General features: G+C 64.0%; 19 protein-coding genes. 9 read left to right on the top strand and 10 right to left on the bottom strand.

Going from position 1 to position 16,329, the window contains the following annotated elements; genetic code table 11:
* Both J3E61_RS30160 and J3E61_RS30155 read left to right on the top strand, forming a co-directional pair.
* A complete protein-coding gene (locus J3E61_RS30160; protein WP_192722920.1) occupies positions 1-876 on the top strand; it encodes an ABC transporter permease subunit in 876 nt (291 codons plus the stop codon).
* Positions 873-1,715: an ABC transporter permease subunit gene (locus J3E61_RS30155; protein WP_192722921.1), complete on the top strand. Its 843-nt coding sequence runs from the start codon at positions 873-875 to the stop codon at positions 1,713-1,715. Before J3E61_RS30160 ends, J3E61_RS30155 begins: the two co-directional genes overlap by 4 nt.
* A gap of 55 nt (positions 1,716-1,770) precedes the next feature.
* Here the strand turns inward: J3E61_RS30155 and J3E61_RS30150 are convergent, their stop codons facing one another.
* From J3E61_RS30150 to J3E61_RS30125, 6 genes are all read right to left on the bottom strand, one after another.
* Positions 1,771-2,172: a hypothetical protein gene (locus J3E61_RS30150; RefSeq protein WP_210086361.1), complete on the bottom strand. Its 402-nt coding sequence runs from the start codon at positions 2,170-2,172 to the stop codon at positions 1,771-1,773.
* Positions 2,169-3,002 (bottom strand): hypothetical protein, encoded by an 834-nt coding sequence (locus J3E61_RS30145; RefSeq protein ID WP_210086360.1) that lies wholly within the window; start codon positions 3,000-3,002, stop codon positions 2,169-2,171. The genes J3E61_RS30150 and J3E61_RS30145 overlap by 4 nt, the downstream gene beginning before the upstream one ends.
* A gap of 62 nt (positions 3,003-3,064) precedes the next feature.
* Positions 3,065-4,414: a HAMP domain-containing histidine kinase gene (locus J3E61_RS30140; RefSeq protein WP_210086359.1), complete on the bottom strand. Its 1,350-nt coding sequence runs from the start codon at positions 4,412-4,414 to the stop codon at positions 3,065-3,067.
* Positions 4,411-5,079 (bottom strand): winged helix-turn-helix domain-containing protein, encoded by a 669-nt coding sequence (locus J3E61_RS30135; RefSeq protein ID WP_192722925.1) that lies wholly within the window; start codon positions 5,077-5,079, stop codon positions 4,411-4,413. Before J3E61_RS30135 ends, J3E61_RS30140 begins: the two co-directional genes overlap by 4 nt.
* A gap of 16 nt (positions 5,080-5,095) precedes the next feature.
* Complete coding sequence (locus J3E61_RS30130) at positions 5,096-5,452, bottom strand: nitroreductase family deazaflavin-dependent oxidoreductase (RefSeq protein ID WP_210086358.1); 357 nt, start codon at positions 5,450-5,452, stop codon at positions 5,096-5,098.
* A 15-nt stretch (positions 5,453-5,467) separates the two neighbouring features.
* The gene (locus J3E61_RS30125) at positions 5,468-6,334 is read right to left on the bottom strand and encodes an EamA family transporter (protein ID WP_210086357.1); all 867 of its coding nucleotides are present in this window, start codon (positions 6,332-6,334) and stop codon (positions 5,468-5,470) included.
* Between the two features lie 84 nt (positions 6,335-6,418).
* Between J3E61_RS30125 and J3E61_RS30120 the strand changes: the two genes are divergently transcribed.
* Both J3E61_RS30120 and J3E61_RS30115 read left to right on the top strand, forming a co-directional pair.
* A complete protein-coding gene (locus tag J3E61_RS30120) occupies positions 6,419-7,339 on the top strand; it encodes a LysR family transcriptional regulator (RefSeq protein WP_210086356.1) in 921 nt (306 codons plus the stop codon).
* 130 nt (positions 7,340-7,469) lie between these two features.
* Entirely contained in the window at positions 7,470-9,263 is a 1,794-nt protein-coding gene (locus J3E61_RS30115) for a hypothetical protein (RefSeq protein WP_210086355.1), read from the top strand.
* Here the strand turns inward: J3E61_RS30115 and J3E61_RS30110 are convergent.
* On the bottom strand, positions 9,260-9,826 hold the full coding sequence (locus J3E61_RS30110) for a dihydrofolate reductase family protein (protein WP_192722930.1): 567 nt from the start codon (positions 9,824-9,826) through the stop codon (positions 9,260-9,262). The genes J3E61_RS30115 and J3E61_RS30110 overlap by 4 nt on opposite strands.
* Positions 9,827-9,920: 94 nt before the next feature.
* Here J3E61_RS30110 and J3E61_RS30105 point away from each other — a divergent pair, with 94 nt between their 5' ends.
* The 5 genes from J3E61_RS30105 to J3E61_RS30085 all read left to right on the top strand — a co-directional run bounded on the left by J3E61_RS30105 (position 9,921) and on the right by J3E61_RS30085 (position 12,576).
* Entirely contained in the window at positions 9,921-10,229 is a 309-nt protein-coding gene (locus J3E61_RS30105) for a hypothetical protein (RefSeq protein WP_192722931.1), read from the top strand.
* A 123-nt stretch (positions 10,230-10,352) separates the two neighbouring features.
* Positions 10,353-10,796, top strand: coding sequence for a sigma-70 family RNA polymerase sigma factor (locus J3E61_RS30100; RefSeq protein WP_210086354.1), 444 nt, complete (start codon positions 10,353-10,355; stop codon positions 10,794-10,796).
* Between the two features lie 3 nt (positions 10,797-10,799).
* Positions 10,800-11,261, top strand: a complete 462-nt coding sequence (locus J3E61_RS30095) for a cupredoxin family copper-binding protein (RefSeq protein WP_210086353.1) — start codon at positions 10,800-10,802, stop codon at positions 11,259-11,261.
* Positions 11,258-12,190, top strand: a complete 933-nt coding sequence (locus tag J3E61_RS30090) for a metallophosphoesterase (protein ID WP_192722934.1) — start codon at positions 11,258-11,260, stop codon at positions 12,188-12,190. The genes J3E61_RS30095 and J3E61_RS30090 overlap by 4 nt, the downstream gene beginning before the upstream one ends.
* Positions 12,187-12,576, top strand: coding sequence for a hypothetical protein (locus J3E61_RS30085; protein WP_210086352.1), 390 nt, complete (start codon positions 12,187-12,189; stop codon positions 12,574-12,576). Before J3E61_RS30090 ends, J3E61_RS30085 begins: the two co-directional genes overlap by 4 nt.
* A 340-nt stretch (positions 12,577-12,916) precedes the next feature.
* Here the strand turns inward: J3E61_RS30085 and J3E61_RS30080 are convergent, their stop codons facing one another.
* The 3 genes from J3E61_RS30080 to xylB all read right to left on the bottom strand — a co-directional run bounded on the left by J3E61_RS30080 (position 12,917) and on the right by xylB (position 16,255).
* A complete protein-coding gene (locus tag J3E61_RS30080) occupies positions 12,917-14,236 on the bottom strand; it encodes an MFS transporter (protein WP_210086351.1) in 1,320 nt (439 codons plus the stop codon).
* Between the two features lie 244 nt (positions 14,237-14,480).
* Positions 14,481-14,711, bottom strand: a complete 231-nt coding sequence (locus J3E61_RS30075) for a hypothetical protein (protein WP_192722937.1) — start codon at positions 14,709-14,711, stop codon at positions 14,481-14,483.
* 146 nt (positions 14,712-14,857) lie between these two features.
* Positions 14,858-16,255 carry a xylulokinase gene (gene xylB / locus J3E61_RS30070; protein ID WP_210086350.1) on the bottom strand — a complete coding sequence of 466 codons (1,398 nt, stop codon included), beginning with the start codon at positions 16,253-16,255 and terminating at the stop codon, positions 14,858-14,860.
* Positions 16,256-16,329 lie beyond the last annotated feature (74 nt).

Here is a 16,329-nt window from a genome sequence, read left to right as displayed (position 1 = left end):
ATGGCAGGTGCAGCAACCAGCAATAGACAGCGGAGCAAGCTCGCCCCGTACTTGATGATCCTGCCCGCGCTGGTGTACCTCGGGATCTTCTTCGTGGTGCCGTTCTATTCGCTGGCGCGCACCTCGCTGTCGTCCTCGGGCGGCTCGGTGTATCTGCCGACGCTGGAGTTCAATTGGGACTTCGGCAACTACCTGCAGGCGTTCAGCCACTACCAGGATCAGATCATCCGGTCGTTCGTGTATGCGACAACCGCGACTCTGCTCTGTCTGCTGTTGGCGTTTCCGCTGGCGTACGTGATCGCATTCAAGGCGGGCCGCTACAAGAACCTGATCCTCGGATTGGTGATTCTGCCGTTCTTCGTGACCTTCCTGATCCGCACCATCGCGTGGAAAACCATTCTGGCCGACGACGGTTGGGTGGTTCAGGCGCTCGGGTCGGTGGGGTTGCTGCCCAGTGAGGGACGGCTGCTGTCGACCAGTTGGGCGGTCATCGGCGGCCTGACCTACAACTGGATCATCTTCATGATCCTGCCGCTGTATGTCAGCTTGGAGAAGATCGACCCGCGGCTGATCGAGGCGTCCAAAGACCTGTACTCGACGAACCGGCGCAGTTTCACGAAAGTGATCCTGCCGTTGGCCATGCCCGGTGTGCTGGCGGGCAGCCTGTTGGTGTTCATTCCCGCCTCGGGCGACTTCATCAACGCCGACTATCTCGGCAGTACCCAAACCACGATGATTGGCAACGTCATTCAGAAACAGTTCCTTGTCGTCAAGGACTACCCTGCCGCTGCCGCGCTCAGCATGGTCCTGATGTTGATCATCCTGGTCGGTGTGCTGCTTTACACCCGGGCTCTCGGCACCGAGGACCTGGTATGACAACCCAGGCAATGGCCGAGGTCGGCACCGCCGAGCCGAAAAAGGTCAAAGGCAGCCCCAAATGGGGCGACCTGCTGTTGCGAATACTCGCGGGCCTGGTGCTGCTTTATCTGTTCCTGCCGATCTTCGTGATCGTGCTGTTCTCGTTCAACGACCCGAAAGGCAAGTTCAACTACTCCTGGCAGGGCTTCACGCTCAAGAACTGGGCTGACCCGTTCAAGTACCCGCCGTTGACCGACGCGTTGAAGCTGTCGTTGAACGTGGCGGCGGTTTCGACGGCGGTCGCGTTGGTGCTCGGCTCACTGGTGGCCATCGCGCTTGTGCGCCAACGCTTCCGGGGCCAGACCGCGGTGGACACATTCTTGGTGATCCCGCTCACCGCTCCCGAGGTCGTGATGGGCGCGGCGCTGCTGACCCTGTTCCTCGACTTCGGCTGGGAAGCCGGATACACCACCATCGTCATCTCGCACATCGCCTTCGAGATCAGCTTCATCGCGATGACGGTGCGCGCGCGGATGCGCGGGTTCGACTGGACACTCGAGGACGCATCCATGGACCTCGGCGCGAGCCCCGGCCGCACCTTCTTCAAAGTGACTCTGCCGCTGATCGTTCCGGGCATTGTGGCCGCAGGCATGCTGTCGTTCGCGTTGTCGCTCGACGACTTCATCATCACCTACTTCGTCAGCGGCTCGACGGTGACCTACCCGCTGTACGTCAACGCCGCCGTCAAGGCCGCGGTGCCCCCGCAGATCAACGTGCTGGCAACCGCGATCCTCGGCATCAGCCTGCTCCTGCTGGCCGTCGGAACGCTCTACCGACGCAAGCGAATCGAGGGTTGACCCTCACACGTCGTATCGGTGGATGTCGAACTTTTCCTGCGGCGGCGGCGGGTCGCTACTCGACCTTCGAATAACGCTGCGCGAGAACATATATTGCGACCAGCACTGTGGCAGACTCGGCGAGGACCGCGACCACGCCAAGGGGTTCAAACCAGTTGCCGACGTCGTCGGCAAGGCCCGGAAATCTGACCGCTCTGGTCGCGATATAGGTGGCCACCGCCAAACCACAAGTGATGGCGGCGACGGCATACAGCGCGGTGCTGTCCCAGGCCGGGGCCGCGATCGCGATGAGTAGGCACGCGACGATCAGCACGATGAATTCCACCCCGATATAGGGCACCTCGTGCAAGTGTTCGCTCAACACAGGTAGGTGGGCGGCTGCGCTGATCACCGATAGCCCGGCAAGCGGCCACCGCAGCGAGGACCGCAAAGGGGCCCAGAAGAATTCGTCGGTCACATTCCCTCCATATGCAACGCGAACGCGTGCGCCAGATCGTTGTCGGGGACGAAGAACACGTGCATCATCAACGCCTGGCCGAGAAGCTTGTCGTGATAGTGCCAACGCATGATCGGGCCGCCGGGATCCGGCGGCGCCTGCGGATAGACCTCGTTTGCCGTGAACATCACGCCGACGACCTTCCACGCATTGTGGCCCTGGTACTCGTACATCAGCACCTCGGGTGCGGACGGATCGAGCACCTTGCCATCGTGGAGGTTGGCCTTGTTGGCGACGTGCACCATCGGCATCCGTTTCGGCTGCTGCCCCGCATCAACCGCCTGGATGAGCGCCGCGAGCCGGGGCTGCATCTGTTCAGCGTGCGCGATGCCGGCGTCGAGATCGAAACCAGCCGCCTTAGCGGCCGTGATGTCCGAATAGGCTGCGGTCGCAGACTCGCTGCGCGACAACAGATCCGCCGCCGCTGCCTGTTGCTCGGGGCTTGCCGACGCGACGTCGGGCAGATTGGGCAGCGTTGAGAATGCCTGACCGTATTGCTGCGCCCACGCTTTATGCGCCGGATCGGACTTACCCATCGAGGCGATCGCGGTGTGGTCGTGGTTGCCCTTCGTCGACTGCATTTGTGTGACGTCGCCGGCGATCTGATGCATATCTCCCCCACTTGCCGTGGCGGACATGCCGATTCCCACTCCCGCAGCGACGAGCAACGTCGCTGCGGTGCCCATGACGGCGAATCGGGCGCCCCGGCCCAGGGTTCGTGGCGGCGGAGGCGTGACGGGAAAGGAAGTTGTCGGGTTGTCGTCCTGGTACGGGTCCATGGCGTCGACCATCGGCGCTGCACCTGAAGACGACCTGAAGTCGCGGGCCGATGCGGCAGATCCTCAGTCGATCTTCAGGTTCGGTCAGGAAGCCAGAGGACGAACACCGCGCCACCACTACCTCGGGGCGGCGATTCACAGGTGACATCGCCACCGTGTGCCCGTGCGATGCCACGGGCGATGCTCAACCCCAGGCCGGCGCCTCGGCTTGTTCGATCCCGAGCGGTGTCGAGTCGGACCAGGCGGTCGAAGATCCGCTCCCGGTCGGCGAGGGGTACGCCTGGTCCCCCATCATGCACGGCGACACGCACACCGCCCGACCGCCGAGAGAGCACGACCCGAACTGTTCCCCCGGCTGGAGTGACGGCGCAGGCGTTGTTCAGCAGATTCGCGACGACCTGGCCAATCCGTGCCGCATCCACGGTCGTCGTGGTCGGTGGACCGTCGCAGAACAACGACAGCTCCGGATGCAGCAATCGGGCTCGCTCGACTTGTTCGGTGGCGATCTTCTGGATGTCGGCGGTGTCGTAGTGCAGGCTCAGGCCGCTGTCGATGCGAGCCATGTCCAACAGGTCGTCGATCAGACGACCGGCGTGGCGGGATTCGCGGCCGAGGACAAGCAACAGCCTCTGCCGAGTCTCGGGATCGGTGTCGACGGGTTGCTGCAGCACAGCCTCCGCTGCCGCCCCGATCCCTGCGATCGGGGTGCGCAATTCGTGTGCTGCGTCGGAGACAAACCTGTGCATGCTGTCCCTTGCCGCCAACGCACGCCGTTCGGCGCCTTCGAGCGCATCCAGCATGTCGTCGAAAGCCGTTGCAGTACGGCCGAGTTCGGTATCTGCCGGGGCAGGCCATAGCCGTTCACCGCGTTGTCCGCCCGCGACACCGCGAGCCAACCGCGTCATGGCGTCCAGCGGAGCCAGTGCGAACTTGGCCACCAATGGCACGATGACAGCGACGGCAACAAGTGCCGCTGCCGCGACGATGAGCAGGACACCCATCACGCGGGCGCGGGCCCCGGCGAGGAGCCGGCCGTCGGTTTCGAGAGTCAGCTGCGAACCGTTCAGCGGGCCACGTGGAGCTGACAGTTCGATGGTGACCTTCCGTGCCGTCTGCTCAATCTGGGCGCGGGCCGGCTGACCCAGGACACGACCGTCGGGCAGCACCAAGCTCGCGCGGACCGAACGTGTCTCGAGCCGATCTATCAACTCCTGCGGGGGCGTGTCGTGGGCGGCGAGTTCGCGCGCATATTGGGCCTGTTCCTTCAGCAGAGCGGTGACGGACCTGTTGACGATGATCGAGAAGGCCCCGTTGACGACGAGGATCAGCGCAACGAGAACAACGACGAACACGGCGATGACCGCGACGGTCACCCGCCGGCGCAGCGACACCGTGCCGAGACCAGAAGCGCGTCGCGCCGTCACGAGGCGCCGTCCCGCAACACATAGCCCATGCCTCGGACGGTGTGCAGCAGCCGTGGACCGTGCGCCTCGAGTTTGCGCCGCAGCGCGCTGATGAAGACTTCGACGAGATTCGGGTCGTAGGCGTCGAAACCCCATACCGCCGAAAGGATTTGTGTCTTGCTGAGGACCGATCCGCGGTGCTCGGCGAAATAGCACAGCAGCTTGAATTCGGTCGCCGTCAGTCCGATGGACACCTGACCGCGTCGCACCGTGACAGCGGCAGGGTCGATCACGAGATCACCGACGGTGAGGGCTGCGGGAATGCGCCCCATCCGTCGCAGCAGGGCATTGACGCGTGCGACGAGCTCGGCGAGGACAAACGGCTTGATGACGTAATCGTCGGCACCCGTTGTCAATCCGCGCAGCCGGTCTTCGACACCGTCGCGCGCGGTGAGCATGATGACCCCTGCGCTGGTTCGCGATCGAACCGTTTCCAGCAAGGCGAAACCGTCACGGCCCGGCAGCATCACGTCGAGAATCACGACGTCGGGCCGAAACTCGTCGAGATGCTGTTCCAGGTGTGCGCCGTCGGGACGCGTCAGGACGTCATGGCCGTCGGTGGCCAGTCCGGACTCCACCGCGATCCTGATCGCTTCCGCGTCCTCGATCAGCAGGACCCTTGTCATGCCCAGAGGCTAGTGCCTAACTGTCGAGGGTCACCGCGACCTTGACGCGGCCTCTCTCGTCCCGGCTGGCGATCGCGTGGCCCGTGCGGTCTTGGCCGTCGAGCTTGAGCAGCGTGATCGGGGCGCCTTCACCGAGGAAGTTGCGCCACCACGTCTTGTTGTCCGGCGACATCACGTTGATGACGATGCCGCGATCGCCGGAGCGCTGGTAGCCGACCGGCGTTTGAATCGTCTTGCCCGAACGACGTCCGACGTAGCGGATGTTGATCAGGCCGCGACGCACGACTGGCCCAACGAGGGGCGCGTCGATCAAAGAGACGAACAGCTTGTTGACGATTCCGACGATGGGCGAATCGAAGATTCCAGATGCCATGAGGCCCAGCCTATGTCAGCCGACCTCGGCGGGCACCGGCTGCGTGCGGGCACCGGTGCGCGCTGCACCGATGCCTGCGGCTACCACGAAGCAGATGCCGACGGTGCCCGCCGGGCCGGGGATCTGGTGCAACACGATGAGTCCGACGATCATCGCGAATGCGGGTTCGAGTGCCATCAATGTGCCGAACGCGGCGGTGGTCAGCCGCCTCAACGCCATCAGTTCCAACGCGAACGGCACCACCGGAAGCAGGATCGCCAGGCCGATGCCGATCAGAAGGATGTCCGGTGTGATTCGGGGCAGCACTGCAGGGCCGACGACGATGGTCGCAACCAGACCGGCGACGGGCATCGAGACGGCAAGCGCGTTGATACCGGAGACCTCATCGCCGGCGCGCTGGGTGAGCAGGATGTAGCCCGCCCAGCAGGCCGCCGCGCCGAGTGCGAACACGACACCGATCGGGTCGACGGTGCCGGCCCACGGTTCGGTCAACAGCACGACGCCGACGGCGGCGAGCCCCGGCCACACGAAGCGGTGGCTGCCTTTGCCATGTGCCACCGCGACGCCGAGCGGGCCGAGAAATTCCAGCGCGCTGGCCGTACCGAGCGGGATGCGATCGACCGCGGCCATGAAGAGCAGCGTGACGGCCGCGGTCACCAGGCCGAGCAGCACGCACACGCGGAAGGTGGCCCAGGTGAACGACGCGAACCGCGGTCGGACGATGACGAGCATCAACACGCCGGCCCACGCGAGTCGCAGCCACGCCGCACCCTCGACGCCGATGCGGTCGATCAGCGTCACGGCGATCGCGAGGCCGACCTGCACGCACAGCATCGACCCCATCGCCATCATGGCGCCGGTGCGGGCTTGAGTCGCGGCCATTCCTGCATTGAACGGGACGGCGACCGTTCACGTCCACTTAATTTTTTTGGACATACCGTTCACAAATCGTGAACAATCTCTGGGATGGACACCCGTCGCCTGCAGCTGTTGTTGTCGCTGTCCCGCTTGGGTTCGATGCGGGCGGTCGCCGAGACGCACCACCTCACGACGTCCAGCGTGTCGCAACAGATCGCCGCTCTTGCGAAAGAAACCGGTGCCCAGTTGATCGAGCCGGAGGGACGACGCGTGCGGCTCACCCCGGCGGGGCAGCGATTGGCCGATCACGCCGTGACGATCCTGGCGGCCGTCGACAACGCCCGGCTGGACCTCGATCCCGACGCCGAACCGGCGGGCACCGTACGCGTTGGCGGTTTCGCGACAGGGATTCGCGTTTCGTTGTTGCCGATCGTGCGCGAGATGGCGGCGACCAATCCCCTTGTCGAGGTGGCGATCAACGAGTACGAGCCCGTCGAGGCCTTCGAACTACTCGTCGACGACGACCTCGATCTGGCGATTACCTATGACTACAACCTTGCGCCCGCCTCCCCCGACCCTGTGCTGGAAACGCTGCCGCTGTGGTCCACCCCATGGGGCTTGGGTGTGCAAAGTGCCACGGCAACAAGCGAACTCGCCGACCTCAGCGAATACGCCGAGGCCACCTGGATTGTCAACTCACGCAACACCGCCGATGAAGACGCGGTACGCACCCTTGCGGCGCTGACGGGATTCAGCCCCCGCATCGTCCATCAGATCGACAGCCTGGACCTGGTCGAGGAGTTGATCCTCGACGGGCAAGGGGTGGGCTTCTTACCGGTGAACCGCCCACTGCGCCATGGACTTACCATTCTCGGGCTCTCAGACCCCAACCTGATTCTCACCGCCTACGCTGTCGTGCGACGCGGCCGATCCAATTGGCCACCGCTTCGGACCATTCTCGACCGAATCCGTCCTGGGAGTCCATCACTGCCCCAAGAGGACTGGCCGCGGCCTACCGTGCACCCATAAAACGCTGACGGGATTCGAGTACTCCACTACTCGTGACATCCGGCGTTTCAACAGCTGAGATTGATTCGGTGTCGAATCAAAGTCGGGGGACACGATGTCGGTAGTACACGCAAGTAACGGATCTCTTTCGGTGAACGCCTATCGCGGTGACGCCAAGACACTGCTGGCTTTCGACGTCACCGATGCCGCACGCGAACATCTTGCGGGCTTCACGATCCTTGTGACACCACCGGGAGGCGATCCGTTCTACGTCTGGAACACGTTGCGCTTCGCCAAACCTGGCAACCACGCGCAGGATCGAAACGAGCCCGCCAACTCGAGCGTCAACGCACCGATCCACAAGTTCCGCTGGGTGCACGTCCCGGGACAAGCGCACCAGGGCTTGTCCCCGGCGTTCGGCACCTACCAATACACAGTGACTCCGCGCTACTTCGTCGACCGGAAGATGACGGCTCTGGACAACTCCCTCAGCTTGTCCGTCGACGTCGACGTCGAGCCTTTCGTCGCCGGCAATCTCCAAGTCGCGTTCACCCGCGGGTTCACGCAGTCGCAGGCCTTCGTTCGTCACTTTGGCATCAAGGCGCCAATTCAGCCGAAGAATGCCGACCTACTCTTCGACACCACGCAACAAGCGGGCACCAACGACAAGGGCGAACACTTCACATTCGCCCAGGAGTACGACTGGCTTGGCTTCACCGCACGCAAGTGCATCATCGATCTGCTGCAAGAAGTCGTCGACGACATCACGTTGACCCTCGATGTGTTCGCCTACGACCTCGGCGAGCCCGACGTGATGAAGCTCCTCATTCAACTGGGAGCCGACAATCGCGCACGGATCATCCTCGACAACGCGGCGCTGCATCACAATGCGGACAACACAAAGCGCGAGGACCAGTTCGAGCAGAGGTTCGCCGCAGCGGCCGGCGCCGGCGCGATCAAGCGCGGCAAATTCAGCCGCTACGCCCACGACAAGGTGTTCATCCTGTCCGATGCCACCGGCCCGAGGAAGGTTCTTACCGGATCCACCAATTTCTCGGTCACAGGCCTGTACGTCAACTCCAACCATGTCATGGTTTTCGACGATCGCGATGTGGCCGGCACCTACGCCGAGGTATTCCAGGAGGCGTGGAATGACAACGTATGCATCGCGTTTGCCGATTCTCAATGGGCGCAGCGCCCATTCGAGTTCGGTGGTCCCGGTCGATCAATACCTCAGACATCCATCACGTTCTCGCCACATCGCCTGCCTGTCGCACAACAAATCATCGACGGCCTCGTCGACCGCATCGACGAGGAAGGTCGGCAGAACCCCGACGTCGGGAGCGTGTTGTTCGCGGTCATGGAGCTGCAATTCGACGACAAGACATCAAACCCGGTCTATGAAGCCCTCAACAGCATCCACACCAACCAGTCGATCTTCAGTTTCGGCATATCCGATTCGCCTCAAGGGATTTCGCTGTACCCGGTAGGTAGCAAAGAGGGTGTCCTGGTCACAGGCAAACCGGTACGCACGCAACTTCCGAAGCCGTTCAGTCAGGTACCAGGAGTCGGCGCTGGCCATCAGGTCCATCACAAGTTCGTGGTGTGCGGCTTCAACGGTCCGAACCCCGTCGTCTACTGCGGGTCATCGAACCTGGCTCTCAAAGGCGAGCAGGTCAACGGCGATAATCTCGTGGCCATCGCCGACGGTGAGGTAGCGACAGTGTTCGCGATCGAGGCATTGCTGCTCGTCGACCACTTCAACTTCCTCGACACGCTGTCGAAGGCGCCCAAAGCACCCACTGCCGCGATGGCGGCGGCGGCACCAGAGGCAGCCGCAGAGAAGGCTGAATGGTTCCTCGGTACGACCGACGCGTGGACCAAGAAGTTCTTCGATCCCAACGACTTACACTTCGTCGATCGGGAGCTCTTCGCGCGGGCTTAGTCGTGTTTCGCTTCGTAGCGCAGCAGCACCGTGCCGCCCGGAAAGGTGCGGTTCTCCAACAGTCGCAGCGAGATCCATGACGGCAATGTCGGGAAGAACGGGATGCCGCCGCCGACGGCGGTGGGCGCCACCACGATCCGGTACTCGTCCACCAGCCCGGCCTGCACGATCGGTGCGGCCAGCGTCGCGCCCGCCACCTCCAACCTGCCGTCGGTTTCGGCCTTCAGCTTCGTCACCACTTCGACCGGGTCCCCGCGTTCCAGGCGGGAGTTCCAGTCGACGGACTGCAGGGTGCGCGAGAACACCACCTTTGGCATATCGCGCCAGACGTGGGCGAAGTCGACGATCAGCGGGGTGGCGTCCGGGGCCTTGTCGGCGGTCGGCCAGTACGCGGACATCAGTTCGTAGAGCCGTCGCCCGTAGAATGCCAAGGCGGTCTCCCGCTCGAAGTCGTTCCAGTACTGGTGCAGTTCGTCGCTCGGTTCCGACCAGTCGATGCTGCCTTGTGCGTCGGCGATGTACCCGTCCACCGACACGTTGAAGCCATAGATGAGTCTGCCCATGCAGATCAGACTGCACCGGAAGGCAAAACTCATCGCGACGCCACACGGGATATCGTCAATTCTCGTTTCGTAACCTCGGGCAATACCTCTTCATATGTGGAGGACATTGACGATCACTTCTGCCTGCCTGAGCTTTCTGACGCTGGCCGCCGTGGCGCCGCCCAGCGTCGCCGCCGCCCCATCCGGTTTCTCCAACTTCGGCAACGCGCAGGACACAATCAGCGCCCTGCAGGCCAAGGGGTACAACGTGATTCTGAACGGAGCTGCCGTCTACCCGCTGTCGGGCTGCAAGGTAACCGGAGTTGAGGGCCTCAACAATTCCAACATCGATTCATCGGGTTCACGCATCGATCCGACACGGTTCGACACTGTATACGTCGATATCTCCTGCCGGGGCGGCTGATCGGCAATCACGCAGTCCCCCAGTAAGATTGACAGCTCGTCGACGGGTGGTGCCACCGGCGGTGACCACCGCTATCCGGATTGGCACACCATCTATACGGACAACGCCGCGTGGGTGTATCGGATGTTGTTTACCTATGTCGGCAATCAACCCGACGCCGAGGACCTGACCGCCGAGGTGTTTCTGCGAGTGCTCAAACCGCTGCGGGTGACCGCGAGGATCACAGAGGTTCGCGGTTACCTGCGCGCCACGACACGCACGGTTCTGGCCGCGTATTGGCGCGACACGACGCGGCGCGCAACCACGTCGCTCGATGACTTGGCCGACCAGCCCGACGTGGGCGAACAGAGCATCGATACTGCTTTCGAACGAGCCCATCTGTTGCTCCAGGCACTCCCCGCGAACTACCGGCTGATCTTGGAACTCAGGTTCTTGCAGGGCCGTTCGATCAAGGACGCCGCCAGTCAAATGGGAGTCAGCGTCGGCAACGCCAAAGTGTTGCAACATCGCGCCCTGCGTCGAGCTGCGGCAGTCAAGACGACGTGTAACCCGTGCACCTATCTCTAGAACGTGAAGGTCATACTCCGGCTCGCCGCTGCGAGCATCCTGCTGATCACGTCCTGCGCCGGCCATGCGTCCGACGCCACGCCAAGCCCGGCGCCAGTCACATTTCAGTCGGGCATGACACCAGGCATGTCCGGCATGACGCCCGGCATGCCCGGCATGCAGACACCACCACCCGCGCCGTCGGCGACCGCCCCTGCGAGCCCAGCGCCCCAGGGCGGAACAGCGGTGAACATCAGCGACTTCAAGTTCAATCCCGCAACGCTGACAGTGCCGGTCGGCACGACCGTGACCTGGACGAACCAAGACGAGGAGCCTCACACCGTGGCAGCCAAGGACGGCTCGTTTCACTCGCCAGGAATGGACACCCACGCCACCTACAGCTTCACCTTCACCACGCCAGGCTCTTATGACTACATCTGCTCGATCCATCCGTTCATGACCGGCACTGTGGTGGTGACCAAATGAGCACCGAACACGATCCCACCGGCATGACCAGACGTCAGCTCATCAGACACAGCGCATGGTTCGGCGCCGCAGTGGTTCTGACGGTCGCCGGCGGCGAAGTGATCTCACACATCGCCGGATCCGCGGACGCCGCACAGACTGCCAAGCCCGCCCTGCGATTCGCCCAAATCAGTGACAGCCACATCGGATTCAACGGTCCCGCGAATCCGAACGTCGCCGACACCTTCAACCAAGCCATCGGCCAGATCAACGGCCTCGGCTTCACACCGGATTTCGTCATCCACACCGGCGACCTGACCCACCTGGCGACGCCGGCGCAATTCGATCAGGTCAAGCAGATGCTGACCGATCTGAACACCCCACACGTCTTCACCGTCCCCGGCGAGCACGACTCGACAGATGATGCGGGACAGAAGTATCGCCAGGTGTTCGGCGCGGGCACTCGAGGCGACGGCTGGTACAGCTTCGACATCGCCGGCGTGCACCTCATCGGCCTCGTGAACACACTCAATTTGAAGAAGCTCGGGCATCTGGGCGCCGATCAACTCGAGTTCATCGAGAAGGATGTGGCCGGGCTGTCCAACGACACCCCGATCGTGGTGTTCAGCCACATCCCACTGTTCGCCATGTATCCCGACTGGGGGTGGGGCACCGACGATGCGGCACAAGCGCTGAGCTACCTCAAGCGCTTCTCCTCGGTCACCTGCCTCAATGGCCATGTGCACCAACTGTTTTCCAAAACGGAGGGCAATGTCACCTTTTACAGTGCGACCACAACGGCATATCCGCTGCCCGCGCCGGGCCAGGGCCCCGCGCCTAAACCGATGACGCTGCCTGCAGGAAAACTGCACGATGCCCTTGGCATCCGCGAGGTGAGTTACACCAAGGGCCAGCAGGCCCTCGCCCTGAAGGATGAGAAGCTCACATGACCGTCACCGACCTGGCCACCAGAATTGCACTGAGCGCGTCGCTAGCGGCCAGCGGCGTCGTGCACGCATATCTCTATGTCGACGGCTACCGCGGCATCCCGACGGTCGGCCCGGCATTTCTGCTGCAGGGCAGTGCCTTCTGCGCGCTAGCCGTATTGATTCTTGTCGGCGGACCGGCATGGCTGCGGTTGGCCGCGGCCATCGGTGCGGCAGGTTCGCTGGTTGCGTTCGCGCTGTCACGAACCGCTGGCCTCTTCGGCTTCACCGAAACAGGTTGGCAGCCAGCCCCCTACGCGATGATCAGTGTGGTCGCCGAGGTTCTCACCATCCTGCTCGTCGCTGCTAGCGCGTTGCGACGGCCGGCCGCCGACCGGCTACCCGCGTGAGCGGCTAGGAGGTCGATACCTCTTTCCGCTGGACTACGCGCTCGACGTCGCCGCGGCGGACGTTCACGGTGAAACGCTTCTCTCCCCAACCCGTGGCGAGAGCGAAGAAAACTGTCTTCGGTTTGCCCAGCACCGTGGTAGCTTCCACGGTTCCGACGGTGCCAGCTGGCACTTCGGGGACGTTCATGCCTTCGATCTGTCGTCGGGCGATGATGGAATCGCCTTTGCGATAGCGAATTTCAGTTACCTCCGCACTTGTCCGACCTCAAATGCTTGGGCTGAGCGAGTACCCGCTCGTGATCATGTTGTCAACATCGGCAGCGATGACGCAACCGATTTCTCAGCTTGCGGCCGCCGCCATCGACCGGCCCGGCGTCCGCACTGCGAGCATGCCGACAAGTCCGGCCGCCAACACCACACACAACCCGCCCATGCCGGCGCGGTCGCTGTCGAATACATCGATGAAGGTCGAAAACAACCATGGGGCAAGAAAAGACACGGCGCGACCGGTGGTGGTGAACAAACCGAACGCCACGCCCTCTTTGCCGTCGGCGGTCATCCGTAGCATCAGCGTGCGCGCCGAGGCCTGCACCGGGCCGATGAACAGGCACAGCAGCAGGCCGCACACCCAGAACGCCGCCGCGCCAGACAACGCCAGCAATGTGAGCGCAACGGTGATCATCGCGATCAACGAACCGACAATCACCAGCTTGGAACCGAGCCTGTCGTCGAGCAGACCACCGAACACCGCACCGACAGCCGCAATGATGCTGGCGCCGATACCGAACAACAGCACATTCGCCGCAGAGATGCCGTAGACCTTCACCCCCAGCACCGCACCGAACGTCGCCACCCCCGTCAGCCCGTCGCGGAACACCGCGCTGGCGAGCAGGTAGTAAACGACGTTGCGGTCGCGTCGCCATTCGCCGGCGATCTCGGACCACAGCGCGCGATATGCACCGAGGAAGCCCACGCGGTCCTTGGGCTCACCGGGTTCGGGCGCGGGCACGACGATGAACACCGGGAATGCGAACACGGCAAACCACACGGCCGCCAACAACACCGCTGCGCGCACATTCTGTCCGTCGTCACCAGGCAAGCCCAGCAGACCGTGGGTGTCGCCGTCACCGGAGATGAAGCCGAAATAGACGATCACCAGGAGGACGACACTGCCCAAAAAGCCCATGGCCAAACCGAATCCAGAGATCCGCCCAGGGCTGTCAGCCGTCGACACTTGTCGCAGCATCGCGTTGTACGGCACGGTCGCCAAGTCGTTGCACGCCGCGGTGCAAGCCAGCAGCGCCAGGCCGGGCAACAAGTAACGGTAGTCGTCGCGGATCAGGCTCATCGACGCCGTCATCAACACAACCGCGCCCGTCAACAGCGCGAGCACACGCTTGCGTCGCCAAGGGGCGTCAACCCAGACACCGGTCACCGGGGCCAACACGGCGACGACCAGACCCGCGAGAGCCAACGTCCGCCCCAGCCAACTGGCGGGACTCGTCTCGCCCGGCAGGTCATGACCGACACTGCTGGTCAGGTAGACCGAGAACACGAATGTCACCACGATGGCATTCACGCCCGTCGCGCCGAAGTCCCACAGCGCCCACGAGACTTGCGATCGCCGCCGGGTCGGCGCGGCCGACCGCGGATCGCTCATGACCGCCCACCATATACAGGCCGGGCGGAGACGGGGTCAGGCCGCGTCGAAGCGACTGCGGGTATCGACCGACCAGAGATGACCACAGTCGGGGCACTGCAGATGGACAAGTGTGCCCTCATTGCTCAGCAGGTACTGCCAATGCGTTGCGCAATTGCGGTCGCTACCGCAGTCACCACAACCGGCCGCGTGGTCGCAGCCGGGACAAGGAAGCCACGCCCGTCGCGAACTGTCGGCGGTCGGGTCAATCGGCAACACGATCCACCGCCCGATCGGGCAGCACACCTGCGCTGACCAGTTCGTCGTAGATGCGCTGCTGGTCTTCGTCGAGGCCGGAGTACAGCATGTCGTACGCCTTCTCTTCCTCTGCGAGCACTGCGATCGGGTCCCAGTCGTCCCCAATGGCCTCGAGTACGGCGGCGCGCCGTCGGGCCTCATCCAGCGTGAGGTCGTAAGAGAAATCCAAGTCGCGCATCGCGGTAGCGTTCCCGACGATCGTTGCCTTAGGCAATGATCTGGATCACAGCGCCGCCAAACACCGCCTCTGCCTGCGCAGATAGCCATCGTCATCCTGATCACAGAGTGGGACCCCTGTGTCCGAAGTGAAAGGCCAGCCGAACGTCACTGTCCCAGCGTCAGCGGCTGGGCCGCGCGGTACTGCTCGAGCACCTGCGGCGCCGGGTCCGCGGTGTAGGACGCGGTCACGCCGACCGACCACGCGGGCGGCGAAGCCTGCTGCGACAGCGTCCACGCGGCCTGCCTGGCCGCGCCGAGCGCGACGTACTCCGCGGGCGTCGGCACATGCACCGGCGCCCCCAGAATCGCCGGTGCAATGCGCCGCACCGCCTCAGAACGCGCTCCCCCGCCGATCAGCAGGATGCGCTGCACATCGACACCATGCGCCGCGATCTTGTCGATGCAGTAGGCCATAGACGCGAGTAAACCCTCGACGGCTGCCCGAGCAATGTTGGCAGGCACCAGGTTACGAGTCGTCATGCCGTGCAGCGCGCCCGATGCGCCGGGGAGGTTCGGCGAGCGTTCGCCCTCCAGATACGGCACCAAGGTGAGGCCCTCTGCACCGACCGGCGCCGACAAGGCCAGCCGGTCCAGCTCGTCGAAGTCGACGCCGAGCATCGTGGTGACTGCAGCCAGCACGGGCGCGCCGTTGAGGGTGCACACCAGCGGCAGCTGCCGTCCAGTCGCGTCGGCAAAGCCGGCGACGATGCCGTCCCGGTCATGGGGTGCAGCCTCGCCCACCGCGCTGACCACTCCGGAAGTGCCGAGCGAGACGATGCAATCCCCTGTGCCGGCACCGAGGCCCAGCGCAGCCGCGGCGTTGTCGCCCGCTCCGGCGCCGAGCACCGCGCCCGTCGACGTCTGTCCGGCGACGTCCCGGGGACCCAGCACCGCGGGCAGCGCGGGCCGTCGCCCCCGCATCGCCAACTCGAGCAGATCGGGCTGATAGCTGTCGGTCTCCGACGAGAAGTAGCCCGTGCCGCTGGCGTCGCTGCGATCGGTGCGCAGCGTGGCGATGTCCGTGGACCCGCTCAGCCGCCAGGTCAGCCAGTCGTGCGGCAGGCAGACAGCCGCGGTCGCATCTGCGTGCGCAGGCTCGTGGTCGGAGAGCCAGCGCAGTTTCGTCGCCGTGATGGCCGCGACCGGCACGACGCCGATCCGCTTGGCCCATTCGCCCGGGCCACCGAGTTCGTCGACGAGGTCGGCTGCCGCGTCGCTGGATCGAGTGTCGTTCCACAGCAACGCGTCTCGCACGACCTCGCCTGTGTCGTCGAGGCACACCATGCCGTGCTGTTGCGCGCCGACCGACACCGCCGCCACGTCGTCGAGGCCGCCGGCTGCACCGATACTCGCTTCCAATGCGGACCACCACAGCCGGGGGTCGATCTCGGTGCCGTCCGGGTGAGGTGAGGACGCCGATCGCACGACCTCCCCGGTATCGGCGTCACAGACGATCACCTTGCAGGACTGGGTGGACGAGTCGACGCCCGCAACGAGTGCCACGCCTGCGAAGCTACCCCGATGAGTTGGGCAGTGACGTGATGTCGTTGACGATGACCGACCACAGGCTGGCAGAA

Source organism: Mycobacterium sp. OAE908, from assembly GCF_017872775.1.
GTDB lineage: Bacteria > Actinomycetota > Actinomycetes > Mycobacteriales > Mycobacteriaceae > Mycobacterium.
The sequence above is the reverse complement of the archived record's forward strand: the minus strand, read 5'-3'. Positions and strand labels throughout refer to the sequence as shown.

Excerpts from the sequence above, each read along its gene's own strand:
- J3E61_RS30160 (WP_192722920.1), top strand. The coding sequence starts at position 1 with ATGGCAGGTGCAGCAACCAGCAATAGACAGCGGAGCAAGCTCGCCCCG.
- J3E61_RS30155 (WP_192722921.1), top strand. The coding sequence starts at position 873 with ATGACAACCCAGGCAATGGCCGAGGTCGGCACCGCCGAGCCGAAAAAG.
- J3E61_RS30145 (WP_210086360.1), bottom strand. The coding sequence starts at position 3,002 with ATGGTCGACGCCATGGACCCGTACCAGGACGACAACCCGACAACTTCC.
- J3E61_RS30135 (WP_192722925.1), bottom strand. The coding sequence starts at position 5,079 with ATGACAAGGGTCCTGCTGATCGAGGACGCGGAAGCGATCAGGATCGCG.
- J3E61_RS30130 (WP_210086358.1), bottom strand. The coding sequence starts at position 5,452 with ATGGCATCTGGAATCTTCGATTCGCCCATCGTCGGAATCGTCAACAAG.
- J3E61_RS30125 (WP_210086357.1), bottom strand. The coding sequence starts at position 6,334 with ATGGCCGCGACTCAAGCCCGCACCGGCGCCATGATGGCGATGGGGTCG.
- J3E61_RS30120 (WP_210086356.1), top strand. The coding sequence starts at position 6,419 with ATGGACACCCGTCGCCTGCAGCTGTTGTTGTCGCTGTCCCGCTTGGGT.
- J3E61_RS30110 (WP_192722930.1), bottom strand. The coding sequence starts at position 9,826 with ATGGGCAGACTCATCTATGGCTTCAACGTGTCGGTGGACGGGTACATC.
- J3E61_RS30105 (WP_192722931.1), top strand. The coding sequence starts at position 9,921 with ATGTGGAGGACATTGACGATCACTTCTGCCTGCCTGAGCTTTCTGACG.
- J3E61_RS30100 (WP_210086354.1), top strand. The coding sequence starts at position 10,353 with ATGTTGTTTACCTATGTCGGCAATCAACCCGACGCCGAGGACCTGACC.
- J3E61_RS30090 (WP_192722934.1), top strand. The coding sequence starts at position 11,258 with ATGAGCACCGAACACGATCCCACCGGCATGACCAGACGTCAGCTCATC.
- J3E61_RS30085 (WP_210086352.1), top strand. The coding sequence starts at position 12,187 with ATGACCGTCACCGACCTGGCCACCAGAATTGCACTGAGCGCGTCGCTA.
- J3E61_RS30080 (WP_210086351.1), bottom strand. The coding sequence starts at position 14,236 with ATGAGCGATCCGCGGTCGGCCGCGCCGACCCGGCGGCGATCGCAAGTC.
- J3E61_RS30075 (WP_192722937.1), bottom strand. The coding sequence starts at position 14,711 with ATGCGCGACTTGGATTTCTCTTACGACCTCACGCTGGATGAGGCCCGA.